Raw genomic sequence first — 13041 nt, forward strand, 5'->3', positions numbered from 1 at the left:
CCGACATTGGGGTGCGCGCTGTGGTGTGTGGGCTTAGTTCAGCTCGACACCATAGGCTTCTTTGAGCCAGTTCAGAACGTAGCCTTTGGCATTGTCGTCGACGTTTGTCGCGGTTTGCAGCGCCGCCTTGGAACCGTCGCCGACAAATACCGGGTACTTACCGACGCGTTTGGACGAAATATCAGCAAAGTCGCCGCGCTCGGTCACAGCCTGAAACGCTGCGGTGTAGGCGTCGACCACTTCCTGTGGTGTATCACCAGGCAGAAAAGCCAACTTCTGAACCGGGAAACCCGCGACAAAGAACGCTTTCCAAGCGTCCCACGCCTCGCCACTGGTTTCACAGCCATCCGTTGCCTCGCAAACCTCTTTGAAGGTTGGAATATCAGGGAAGGTCGGATCACGGACAATGTTTCCATCGGCATCCAGCGCCCCCCAGGTCATCATCGGCACAGCCTGACCGGCCTCAACCAGCGGGGCCGATCCACCCAAGTAGCCGGATGAGGTCTGATAGTCGATGTTAGCTTCGCCACGTTCGAACATCAGACGACCATCGCCACGGCCTTTGATGCCAAAGACTGGCTCAACGTTCATACCCAGCATTTGCCATGCCAACAGCGGCACGAGATCCAGACGCGTTGCGCCCTGCGAGCCGTAGATGAAGTTCGTGTCTTTCAACGCATTTGCGGAGCCATCAAACTTGGCACCATCTTCTGCGTTCAGATAGGCGACACCTCCCGTCCCGGACGCCATAACCGGGATCCAGTCGTTGTATTCATAACGCACGCGCGGATCGCTCAGCAGATAAGGGAATTGAGTTGAACCGGAAGTGCCGAACAACAAGGTTCCATCATCGTGGCTTTGGTCCTGGAACCAGTTTGCGCCTTTGGTCGAACCGGCACCCGGCATGAATTTCACGACCACGGTCGGCTGCCCTGGAAGAGCTTCGGACAGAAGCGGCGCAAAGAAGTTGGCCCATTTCGCCGAACCACCCGTTTCCGAGAACGGGATGACCCATTCGATGGTCTTGCCAGAGAAATCAACCTCGGCAGCGGCAGGTGCAGCGATACCGGCGGCGGCGATCAGCCCCACGACGGCGCGACGGGTGAAGTTGGAAATGGTCATTGGTTCCTCCCTGTTGACCAGACAATCACGTCATCGCCCCCGGCGCTACCGTGATCGCAAATAGAACTGTGGGGTTGATTCCCCCTCCCATCTGGCAATCATGGAGCGCCAACCTTGCGCGAAACTTGCGGGAGACCTAATGCGGATCGTCATAGTCGAGGACAATGAGCCACTCGCCAATGCCATTGCTTATCGCCTTCGTGACCGAGGTCATGCGGCGGATATACTGACTGACGGAGATGCGGCCGACCTGTACCTTCAACAAGAAGGCGCGGATTTGATCGTTTTGGATATCAACCTACCCGGCCGGTCAGGGTTGGACATCCTGAGATCGCTTCGCGAACGTGGTGACAGTGCGCCCGTGATCCTGCTAACAGCGCGCACCGAAACAAGCGACCGGGTGACCGGTTTGGATATGGGCGCAGATGACTATCTGGTCAAACCCTTCGAAATGGACGAGTTAGAAGCACGCGTCCGAGCGCTTTCTCGGCGCAAAGAGCTTGACTACGGAGCGCGGGAGAGCATTGGTAGCCTGGAATTCGACCGTGCATCGCGTCAGGTTAGTGTTCAGGGCGAAGTCATGGATATACCACGGCGGGAAATAGCGGTGCTTGAATGCCTGTTGGAGCGTCGGGGCAGAATTGTTCCTAAAAGCCAACTCACAGATTATGTCTATGGCGTTGGGGCCGATGTCGATGACTCAGCTGTTGAACCTCATGTGTCGCGGTTACGAAAACGCCTTCAGAATCTCGGCATTAAGATCAAGACAGCGCGCGGTCTGGGGTACCTTCTTGAGGTGCAGAAGTGATCAGGCACGGCTCCCTCAGGCTACGACTCTTCATTCTTATCCTGACGCCCTTGGTGTTGCTTGCGATCCTTCTTGGGCTTTGGCGCTTCATGATTGCCCAGGAAACGGCTCAGGAGCTGTTTGACGACAGCCTGCTATCTGCCGGTCTTGCAATTTCACGAGATGTCGCGATTTCAGGAGGTGACGCACTTTCGCCCACCACGCGCAGCTTGATCCGCGACGCGTCGGGCGGAGAGATCTTTTATCATGTTACGGGCCCGGGTGGCATCTACGTGACTGGCTATGCATACCCTCCGGCACCCGCGAACCCGTCTACACAAGAGGCGAACAGGCCGCAGTTTTTCGAAGCACTCTATCGCGACGAGCCGGTGCGAGTTCTTAAGCTGACAGAACGTGTGACCATAGAAAATTTGATAGGAGATGCGACGGTCACAGTTTGGCAACGTATGGCGGATCGCAACGCGTTTGCAAATGAGCTGTCAATCCGCGCAGGAATTCTCATGGGAATCCTACTTGCCACTCTGGCATTTGTGGTATGGTTCGGAGTTGCTCGCGGCCTGCGGCCCCTCCTGGATTTACAGGACGCAATCGACCTGCGCTCCCCAGATGACCTGAGTGAGATCAAACGCCCTGTACCGGTCGAAGTTCAAGGTGTCGTCAAAACCTTGAACCGACTCTTTGGACAGGTGGAAAAAAGTATCAATGCCCATCAGGTGTTCATATCCGAAGCCGCACATCAGCTACGGAACCCTGCGGCCGCCGTTCAGTCGATGGCCGAAGCGCTTCGAGATGCGAAAACCGATGAAGACCGCGATAAACGCATCATCGAGCTTGTCGCAGCGGCAAAGAACTCAGCAACAGTCGCTGAACAACTGCTATCACTTGAACGGCTCAGGCAACCGACGCACCAAGATCAAATGGTTGAAATTGATTTCCGCTCGGTTGTCGAAGAAGCCTGCGCAGAAATGGGAGTTCACATTCTTGCAAAAGGCATCGAGTTTGATGTCACTATGCCCGAGACGGCGGTCATAGTATCAGGTGATCGGGTGTTTCTAACTGAAGCTCTAAAGAACCTGTTAGACAATGCTGTTAAGCACGGTGGCGCTAAACTAAGCCGCATTTCAGTCGTCCTGCGTTCTGACGGCGGAAACGTTAGGCTTACTGTCGCTGATGACGGCGCTGGCCTTTCGCCCGACCAAAGCGAAGCTGCATTTAGTCGGTTCTCCCAGTTGGAATATTCCGAAGGCAGTGGCCTGGGTTTGTCAATCGTCTCTGCGGTGGCGCAGCGCCACGAAGGATCAGTCTTAATCAACCAAGTCGAAAGAGGAGCGAGCGTTACGCTTGAGCTTCCGATAATCCTTTGAATTGTTTCGTTTTTGACAAATCCGGCCCCTATCAGGATTGAAATACATTATTTAAAATTGCTGCGAATGTAGGTTTTCCGCATCCTTTTTGCTGCGACTGAGATGTTCACTAAACGTGCCGGCCCCGCGTGAGTTGGGGGCCCGCATTGGCGATGCGTGTCGTGCCAAGATCATCGTCCTCAGGCCTACCGGTACTTTCAACTGCGACAAATGCGAGACCCTTTAGGATCAAACACTTGATCGATGAACATTTGACTGGATTTCGATCAAACGACTGATAACTTGCCTCGCAGCGGTTTTTGGTTGCAACAGCGTTGCACAGAAAATCTATTGGAGCGCGCTATTGGTAATTCCGTTTCATGTCCGGGAAATGCTTCAACGCATAAAAGCACGATTTGATGCTGACCAGATACCTCAGCAGATGGCGCCAAGCGATGCTGAGTTTTCAACCTTACGCCCATCTCGCAAGCCGACCAAGGAGATGGTCGCACGATTCTGGGAAAAGTTGAAACCAACGGCCAGCGACAAGGATCAGGCACAAATTGCAGATTTGGCGGCTATCGAAGATGCCGAAACCTATGGCGCCAATATCGAGAATTTCATCGGGACGGTTAAGCTTCCAGTCGGGGTTATTGGCCCCTTGCGCCTGAACGGAATGAACGCCAACGGCGACTTTCATGTCCCCCTCGCAACAACCGAGGCAGCGCTGGTCGCATCTTATGCCCGGGGCGCCTACGCCGCCACTCGGTCGGGCGGTATCAGTACCGCTGTTTTATACGAAGGCGTGCTGCGGACCCCGGCCTTTGTGTTCGATAGCCTGCTAAGAGCGGGGCAATTTGTGGATTGGGTGGTGACCAATGTTGACAGGCTCAAATCTGCGGCCGAAGCGACGACCCGTCATGGCAAGCTTGTATCGCTGGAGCCTTTCATTGACACCAACGTCGTTTTCCTGATTTGCCGCTATACCACTGGTGATGCTGCAGGTCAGAACATGGTGACCATCGCCACCGACGCCCTTTGCTACGCAATCGCGGATAGCTGTCCTGTTGCGATTGAGAACTGGTATGTCGAAGGTAATTTCTCGGGCGACAAAAAGGCCTCGGCGCTGGGGTTGGTGACGGGCCGCGGGCGTAAGGTCAGCGCCTCGGTTACGCTTCCTGCTGAGATTGTCGAAAAGACGCTGGGCACAACGGTCGAGGCGATGCTGGACTATGGCCGTGTCGCCAATCTGGGCGCACATTTGTCTGGCCAGTTTGGCGCACAGGCGCATTATGCCAACGGGCTGGCTGCGTTCTATATCGCAACCGGACAAGACGCGGCCTGCGTTGCCGAAAGTGCAATGGGCGTCACGCGTATGGAACCTAGGGGCGGCGATCTATTCTGCTCGGTTACGCTTCCGAATATCCTTGTCGGCTCGGTCGGCGGCGGAACCGGTTTGCCAAGCCAGGCAGCAGCGCTGAACATACTCGGTCTACGGGGCAGCGGGTGTGGCACGGCTTTGGCCGAAGTTGCTGCGGCCACGTGCTTATGCGGCGAAATCTCCATTGTCGCCGCGATTGCTGCCGGTCATTTCACCCGCGCCCATGAAAGTCTGGCCCGCCACAGATGAGCTTTCAGAACCGATTTTGGATTTACCAATCCGAGCGCTTTCCGCTTAAGAAAACCGTCCCCCTGCTGCTGGTGTTTTCTTCGGCCAGCATTTGTGTGTCTGCCCGTCTGGCAGACCGCCCCTTGCCCGAGTGGCCTGCCTTTGCCGCCGGTTTTGTGCTGGCCATGGCGCTGTTCTTCCAGATGCGGGTCTGTGACGAGTTCAAGGACGCCGAGGATGACCGACGTTACCGGCCCGACAGGCCAATCCCACGCGGATTGGTCTCACCAGGCGAAGTTTTGAGCTTGGGCTTATTGACCATTCCACTTGCTCTTGCGGCTTCCTGGTTCTGGCACCCGTCGGTTTTGTGGCTGTTGGGCGCGGTTTGGATCTGGCTCGCTGCGATGACAGCTGAATTCGGTGTCCCGGCCTGGCTGAAGGCCCGGCCGGTTCTGTACCTGCTAAGCCACATGGCAATCATGCCTTTGATCGATCTATTGCTGACTGGCCTCGAATGGCTGCCGGCAGGCGGCGCAGCACCCTCACTATGGCTGTTCCTGGCGTTGTCCTTTGCGAATGGATGCGTCCTTGAGATCGGGCGGAAATTGTGGGCGCCCGAAAACGAGATTGAAGGGGTCGACACCTATTCCTCCAAATGGGGTCCGCGTATGGCGGGACGTATCTGGATCGGCTGCGTTCTGCTATCCTACGCGCTTCTCGTCGGCACAGGACGCGCCACCGGAGTTGGCTGGCCAAGCGCCCTGATCGGCGCGCTGGCGCTGGTCTCCTGCGGGGTTGCTGCATTCCACTACGGTCAGGCACCCACTGTGAAAGCACAAAACAGGATGGACGCTGTTTCCGGTCTGTGGGTATTTTTCTGCTATGCCACGGCTGGTTTCCTACCCTACCTGATCGGAGCCGTAGCATGACTTTCATCGTCGACCAAATGGATGCCAACGACATCTCTGTGGTTGGAGGCAAAGCGGCAGCCCTGTCGCAACTGTCACAGCACGGGTTTTCCCCGCCCGCATTCTTTGTCATCACAAATGACGCGTTTCGTATGGGGCAATCGGGCCCGATCGCGCAAAAAGGCCTGCGACAGGCTGTGTCCACCGCGCTTGAAACACTCGGGTCCGGGCCGTACGCGGTACGCAGTTCTGGCCAGTCCGAAGATGGCGTGGACCACAGCCATGCAGGACAGTTCGCAACGGTCCTGAATGTTCCCGGCAAGAGTGTGATCGCGGCGGCCAAGCAGGTTTGGCAATCCGGTTTCTCATCAACGGTCGAAACCTACCGCGCGGTCAAATCCGGTGGCGAGGCCGAGGCCCCCGCAATCATCGTGCAACGCATGATCGATGCCAAAGCGGCCGGGGTAGCCTTTTCCGCCGATCCGGTCAGTGGCCGGCGCGATGTGGTCGTGATCTCAGCGATTGACGGGCTTGCAGAGCAGCTTGTGTCAGGGGAAGCGGACGGAGAAGACTGGGTCATTGATGCAGATGGCGTACCGGAAAGCGCTCCTGACGCCCCTGCACATTTGACCGTCACGGAGGCGCGATCCATCGCGGCCCTCGCCCGAAAGGCCGAGGCGTTATTCGGTTCTCCTCAGGACATCGAATGGGCCATTGATGCGCAAGGGCTGCATATTCTGCAGGCCCGCCCGATCACCACGGCCCTGCGCCCTGCCCCGCTCGAAGATCAGACGCTTACCATTTTCGACAATTCCAATATCGTCGAAAGCTATCCGGGCATCGTCAGCCCGCTGACTTATTCCTTTGCCCTGCACGTGTATTCTCAGGTATATCGCGCTTTCGTTAGGCTGCTGGGCGTGTCCCGGCACACGGTCGCGCTGAACCCCACTGTGTTTGACAATTTACTGGGGCGGGTGGACGGGCGCGCCTATTACAATCTGATCAACTGGTATTGCGCGCTGGCACTGTTGCCCGGGTTTTCACTGAACCGCGACTATATGGAAACGATGATGGGCGTTTCTGAACCGATGCCGCGTGAGGTCACGGATGCTCTTGCCCCACCCCCCACCACCGGCTGGCGCAAGATCGTGGAGTACGCGAAACTGGCCAAGGTTGCGGGCGGCCTGATTTGGCAGGCCATCCGCCTACCGCAGACCCGGCGTGATTTTTACCGCAGGCTGAACGACATATTACAGACGGGGCTGAACGTGGATGCCTCTAACGCGACCCAACTGGCTGCGGAATACCGGCGCATTGAAAGCACTCTGCTGGATCGGTGGGATGCCCCGCTGATCAACGATTTCCTGTGCATGATTGCCTTTGGCGGCTCGCGCAACCTGCTGCAAAAGTGGCTGGGCGAGGCCGGGTTGACCTTGCACAACGACCTCATGATCGGGCAAGGCGATATCGTTTCGGCGGAACCCGCGCAACGCATCGCCCGGATGGGAGAGTTGGTTCGGCAGGCAGGGCTTGCCGCTCCTTTGAAGGCCAATGCACATCTGTCGGTTTTGTCAGGACACCGGCAAATCGAAGCCGAGGTTGATGCGTATCTTGAGAAGTTCGGCGACCGGTGTACGGAAGAGCTCAAGCTGGAAAGCGTTCCGTTGCGCGACGACCCGACCAGTCTGTTGCTGGCCATTGCAGCCAGCGCTGAACGTCCACCTTCCGGGCGTCAGGACGGCGATGAACCGGACTGGAAGGCTCTGTTTCCGTCAAACCCACTCAAACGGTACTTCGCCAAATGGATTTTGGGCTGGACCAAGGCGCGGGTGCGCGACCGTGAAAACCTGCGCTTTGAACGCACGCGCATATTTGGTTATGCGCGGCGCGTGTTTCTGGGCATCGGCCGCGAATTCGCTGCGCGTGACCTGCTTTCATCGCCAAAGGATGTATTCTTCCTGACAACACATGAAGCTCTCGGAGCAGTCGAAGGTTATAGCCTGTCACCTGATCTGAAAGGCATCGTTGCGCAGCGCAAACTGGAAGACGAAGCCTCGTCCCGACGCCCAGATCCGCCGGAACGCATCGAAATCCGTGGCCCCGCCATCGCCCCGGTTTGGTCCGAGAACGCAGAAGCCGAGGTGGACCCTGCACGGATGAAGCACGGCACAGGTTGTTCTGCAGGTCAGATCAAGGCGCGCGCGCGCGTGATCCGCGACCCGCGCACCGAGGCCTTAAACCCCGGAGATATACTCGTGGCGCGCCACACCGATCCGGGCTGGATCGCCGTATTCTCGAACGCATCCGCCATCGTCGTCGAACGGGGGTCTCTGTTGTCACATTCTGCGATTGTCGCACGCGAACTGGGTATCCCCTGCGTGGTTGGCTTGAAAGGCGCAACCAACTGGATCGAAGATGGTGAGATGATCCGGGTCGACGGGGCAAGCGGCGCGGTGGAGCGGTGCGATGGATAGCAGTGAGATTGAGAAAAAGGCGGATTTCGACCATATCCGCTATGCCCAACTGTGGGAAGACGCGGATGTTCTCACCTCCGCCCTGGGTGATTGTGCGGGCAAGACATTGGTCTCCATCTGCTCTGCCGGGGATAATGCGCTGGCAATGCTGACACTCGATCCCGCGCGCATTGTCGTTCTGGATCTTTCACCGGCCCAGATCGCCTGCCTTAAGCTCAGGATCGCGGCCTATAAAATGCTGACCCATCCCGAATTCATTGAACTCACCGGCTCGCGGCGAAGTACCCGACGGGGCGCATTGCTGAACCAGGTTTTGGAAGCCACAGATGCCGAAACGCGCGCTTTCTGGCGGACTCTGATCACGGATGTCGAAAAACACGGCATCGGTGGCGTCGGCAAGTTCGAGCGCTATTTTCGCATCTTTCGAACTTGGCTACTGCCTCTTGTGCATTCACGCCGAACCATCGACGCAGTGTTTGTTCCCCGCTCGCCCGAAGAGCGACTGACATTCTTCGACACGCGGTTCAACACGGTGCGATGGCGTCTTTTGCTGAACATCTTCTTCTCTCGCCTCGTCATGGGTCGCATGGGCCGGGACAGTGCGTTTTTCGACCATGTAGAGGGTAGCCCGGCCCAACATGTCTCCCGCCGCATCCGTCATGCGGGAGTCACCACCGATCCCTCGCAAAATCCCTATCTGCACTGGATTCTCAAAGGCGATCATGGCGACGCGCTGCCAATGGCGTGGCGTCCCGAGCATTATGAGACAATCCGATCCCGGTTGGATCGTCTCGACATCCGCCTTGGATCGCTTGAGGCTTTTGTGTCGACCGACGAAAAAGCCAGAGGATTCAACCTGTCCGACATCTTCGAGTACATGTCGCCCGAGACCTTCCATCAGGTTTACGGGTCGATCCTGACCGCTGCGGAGCCAAATGCCCGACTAGTCTATTGGAACATGATGGCACCCCGGAGGGTTCCGCCGGAATTCAGAAACAAGGTTGAAACCCTGACCGACATCGAAACACAGCAGAAGGCCCGCGACATGGCATTCTTCTATTCGGATTTCGTCGTCGAAGAGTTTCAACCGTGACTGTTATTGGGCAGATTCTGCTGGCGGCGGGGTCGGTGCTGGCTCTGGTCGGCGTAATGATGGTCATACGCAATCTGGCCAATACAGCGGGCCTGAAACCCGAAGTGCAGCGCAAGCTTATGCATGTCAGCACCGGCCTCTTTGCGTTGCTGCTGCCCTGGTTGTTTCCCGATCGCTGGCCGGTTTACATGCTGATTGCGGCCACAATCCTGGTGATGCTGGTGCTGCGCCTGCCTCGTTTTTCGTCGGGTCTGGGTGCAACTTTGCATGGTGTGGATCGTACGTCCTACGGCGACTTTCTGCTCGCCCTGTCAGTTGGGCTATGCTTTCTGCTAGCCGGGGAAAACACGCTGTTCTACATCCTGCCAATCGCCGTTCTAACACTGGCGGATGCAGCCGCTGCGCTTGCCGGGACTACGTATGGAACCAAACGCTACGTGGTAGAAGATGGCGACAAGAGCTTAGAAGGGTCCGTGGTGTTTTTTGTCGTAACGCTATTGGTTGCGATCATCTGCTTCTTGTTCTTATCGAAACTCCCGCCATCTAACATCATGATGTTGTGCCTTATGGTTGCGGCTTTTGGCACATTGGTCGAAGCACAAAGCTGGCGCGGGTTTGACAACCTTTTCCTGCCGCTTGGCTTGTTGATTTTCCTAAACGGCCACTATTTCAGCTCTTTGGCAGAGCTCGCCCTGTTGGCCGCCATGTTCTTTGCCGCCCTTGCCAGTTTTGGCGTGGTGGGAACCAAACTGGGCCTGAGCAAACATGCGACCCGTGTGTATGTTGTCGCGGTTTTTTTGCTGCTGGCCGCCGCAAAACTGCAGAACACAGTACTGCCGATCATGGTTCTTGCCGCACACGGCTGGGCGCGTACCGCTTCTCCTTGTGACAGTAAGTACCCCGATCTGGATATCATAGCCGCCTTGGGGCTTTTAGGATTTGGTTGGCTTGCGGTGGGAAATGCAACGGGATGGGATGCGGTTTCCTTTTTTGGGCTCAGTGCGATGGGGTTGGCTATGGGGCTCACTGCTGTGGCGCTGCGTCCTATTCCTATTTTGATACCGCTTGCTGCGGCTGTCCTTTATTTCATTCGGGCTTGGGCTGTTTCCATGAATTCTGAACAGTCGAACTGGGCCGAACCACTGACGATTCTGGCCCTGTTGTCGCTATTTTGTACAGTCGCAGTGCCGCTGCTCCGACCACATTGGTTCGAAAAAGACCGAGTGCTCAGGTTGACACTGTTGGCCCTCACCCTGCCCTTGATTTACTACGTTTGGATCGTTGCTGGATCGCTTGGTGCAGGGTACTTTACCGGAGTCGTTTCATGACCAAAGAGACAATCAAAACAGCGGATGCAAAGCTGACCGTTTATTTGAACGGTCCGAACTGGGACGGCGTTCCCGCTGCGACCTTCGGCGATTTTTCCTGCAAAACGTCCGAAGCCGGTGCCGAAATCCTGCGCAAAGGGATCGAGAGGGTGCAAGACGCAGGCCTGGATCGCATCATCGGGCCGATGTCAGGCGATACCTGGCACAGTTACCGGTTCGTCTCGGATAGCGACGGGTCCGCTCCGTTCCTGATGGAGCCTACCAACAAACTTCATGAGCCGGGGGTTTTCCAGTCGGCAGGATTTACAGAGATCAGCCGGTATTTTTCGGCCCGGGTGCCGTTGCGGACCGCCGCTGGATCAGCACCGCCAGAAACCAATGGTTTTGTCGTGGAAGAATGGGATGGAACAGACCCCGAGGCCCTGTTTCGTCAGGTCTTTAAACTTTCAACCCGTGCGTTCTCAAACAACGCGTTCTACAAGCCGATTGCCGAGGCAGATTTTCTGGCCATGTATATGCCAGTTGTGCCGATGATGAAGCCCGACCTGATCCTTTTTGCGCGCCGCCATGACGGGACATTGGCCGGGTTTCTGTTTGGCATTCCCAATTATGCCGAAGGCCCCAATCCGGCATCCGCAATCCTCAAGACCTATGCAAGTCTCGAACCGGGCGCCGGACGGCATCTGGCTCACCGGTTTCACAAGGCGGCGCTCAGGATGGGGTACGAAACCGCCATTCATGCGCTGATCCATGATGACAACACCTCCGCCGAGCGCAGTGCAGCGGAAGGCGCGACAATATTCCGGCGCTATACTTTGCTTGGACGGAAACTGAATGAATGACCTACTGTCCCAATTCGCCGCGGCGGTTAAACGGGTTCCTGACCGGACAGCCATAGTGGACAGCAAGGGCCGCGAGATCACCTTTCAAACCCTGCACACGCGCGTTCAGCACTTGGCAGGTCGGTGGCAGGACAAGGGTATCCAGTCAGGTGATCGCGTGTTGTTGGCCATGCCTGTCAACGCGGACCTATATGCGAGTCTGGCTGCGCTTTGGACCCTTGGCGCAACCGTTGTCTTACCAGAGCCAGCCTTGGGGCTGGCCGGTCTGCGCCACGCCGCCCGAACAACGAAGCCAAAAGCGTTCTGTGCAGCGGGTACGTATTCTTTGCTGAAGTTTCTGGTTCCGGATCTCTGGGCCCTGCCCCTGCTGACGCCTGGTAAAAGCCGCAGTAACCCGGTGGCGCAAAAGGTACAACCGGACGATATCGCCCTTATTTCCTTTACCTCTGGTACAACCGGCCTGCCCAAGGCCATTCCGCGCTCACATGCGTTTCTGATGGCGCAGCACGATGCCATCGCACCCCTCCTCGACAGCCGCAAGGCCGAGCGCGATCTGGTGGCCTTTCCGGTGTTCACCCTGATCAATCTGGCGGCCGGGCGCACAAGTGTTCTGCCCAACTGGAGGTTCAGCAAGCCGGACCGCCTGTCGACTGTGCAGTTGGAAAGCTGGCTCCAAACGCAACAGGTCACCCGGGCCCTCATCCCACCATCGCTATGTGAAAAACTGGTTCAATCCGACGATACCGGTCCGTTGCACACGGTGTTCACCGGCGGCGGTCCGGTGTTTCCGAGTCTTGTCGAGGCGTTGAGAACCCGGCACAGTCTGTCGGTTGTGTGCGTCTACGGGTCGACTGAGGCTGAACCGATTGCCCATCTTGACGCCGCGGATATCACGGTGAAGGATCACCACGACATGGCTGTTGGAAGGGGTCTACTTGTGGGATACCCGGTGCCCGAAATCACGCTCCGCATCCGCGACAATGAAATTCAGGTCGCCGGCGCACATGTGAATGACGGGTATTTGGACCCGACCCACTCAAAGAACAACAAAATCGCAGAAGGTGGTGTCATATGGCATCGGACCGGTGACGCTGGCACGCTGGATGATGACGGGCGTTTATGGTTATGGGGGCGCGTCGGGTCCGAAATTGAAGTCTTTTCAGGTACGCTCTTCCCCTTTGCTATCGAAGTCGCGGCACAGCGATGGCCAGGTGTAGATCGATGCGCGCTCGTCAATACCAAAGCAGGCCCCACACTTTGCGTCCAAGGTTCCGCGGATCACATCGACGATTGGACTAAATCTGCGCTTGGTTTTGACGTTCCAAATGTGATTTCGATTAAGCACATTCCTATGGACAAGCGTCATGCCTCCAAAGTCGATCGTACGAAACTTACACGCATAATAGAAACCTGACGCAATATGGCTCGTAGGCCACTGAGCCTGCCCAACTCATCGCTCCCGTCGCTGTGCGCGTTAACAGAGGACTGAGTGTAGCGACGAAGTCATTGTTTTA

General features: G+C 56.9%; 10 protein-coding genes. 9 read left to right on the forward strand and 1 reads right to left on the reverse strand.

Going from position 1 to position 13041, the window contains the following annotated elements:
* Positions 1–33: 33 nt before the first annotated feature.
* A complete protein-coding gene (locus ACR0EN_RS16110) occupies positions 34–1122 on the reverse strand; it encodes a type 2 periplasmic-binding domain-containing protein (protein WP_170818923.1) in 1089 nt (362 codons plus the stop codon).
* A gap of 139 nt (positions 1123–1261) precedes the next feature.
* Between ACR0EN_RS16110 and ACR0EN_RS16115 the strand changes: the two genes are divergently transcribed.
* From ACR0EN_RS16115 to ACR0EN_RS16155, 9 genes are all read left to right on the forward strand, one after another.
* Positions 1262–1930 carry a response regulator transcription factor gene (locus tag ACR0EN_RS16115; RefSeq protein WP_170424968.1) on the forward strand — a complete coding sequence of 223 codons (669 nt, stop codon included), beginning with the start codon at positions 1262–1264 and terminating at the stop codon, positions 1928–1930.
* 53 nt (positions 1931–1983) lie between these two features.
* The gene (locus ACR0EN_RS16120) at positions 1984–3294 is read left to right on the forward strand and encodes a sensor histidine kinase (protein WP_480587747.1); all 1311 of its coding nucleotides are present in this window, start codon (positions 1984–1986) and stop codon (positions 3292–3294) included.
* A 370-nt stretch (positions 3295–3664) separates the two neighbouring features.
* Positions 3665–4903 (forward strand): hydroxymethylglutaryl-CoA reductase, encoded by a 1239-nt coding sequence (locus ACR0EN_RS16125; RefSeq protein ID WP_480587750.1) that lies wholly within the window; start codon positions 3665–3667, stop codon positions 4901–4903.
* Positions 4900–5811, forward strand: a complete 912-nt coding sequence (locus ACR0EN_RS16130) for a UbiA family prenyltransferase (RefSeq protein WP_170818925.1) — start codon at positions 4900–4902, stop codon at positions 5809–5811. The genes ACR0EN_RS16125 and ACR0EN_RS16130 overlap by 4 nt, the downstream gene beginning before the upstream one ends.
* Positions 5808–8264, forward strand: coding sequence for a PEP/pyruvate-binding domain-containing protein (locus ACR0EN_RS16135; protein ID WP_480587754.1), 2457 nt, complete (start codon positions 5808–5810; stop codon positions 8262–8264). The genes ACR0EN_RS16130 and ACR0EN_RS16135 overlap by 4 nt, the downstream gene beginning before the upstream one ends.
* Entirely contained in the window at positions 8257–9357 is a 1101-nt protein-coding gene (locus tag ACR0EN_RS16140) for a DUF3419 family protein (protein WP_170733690.1), read from the forward strand. The genes ACR0EN_RS16135 and ACR0EN_RS16140 overlap by 8 nt, the downstream gene beginning before the upstream one ends.
* Positions 9354–10685 (forward strand): hypothetical protein, encoded by a 1332-nt coding sequence (locus ACR0EN_RS16145; RefSeq protein ID WP_170818927.1) that lies wholly within the window; start codon positions 9354–9356, stop codon positions 10683–10685. Before ACR0EN_RS16140 ends, ACR0EN_RS16145 begins: the two co-directional genes overlap by 4 nt.
* Positions 10682–11527 (forward strand): hypothetical protein, encoded by an 846-nt coding sequence (locus ACR0EN_RS16150; RefSeq protein ID WP_170818928.1) that lies wholly within the window; start codon positions 10682–10684, stop codon positions 11525–11527. The genes ACR0EN_RS16145 and ACR0EN_RS16150 overlap by 4 nt, the downstream gene beginning before the upstream one ends.
* Complete coding sequence (locus ACR0EN_RS16155) at positions 11520–12941, forward strand: AMP-binding protein (protein WP_170818929.1); 1422 nt, start codon at positions 11520–11522, stop codon at positions 12939–12941. The genes ACR0EN_RS16150 and ACR0EN_RS16155 overlap by 8 nt, the downstream gene beginning before the upstream one ends.
* Positions 12942–13041 lie beyond the last annotated feature (100 nt).

This window comes from Ruegeria sp. AB7, assembly GCF_056542625.1.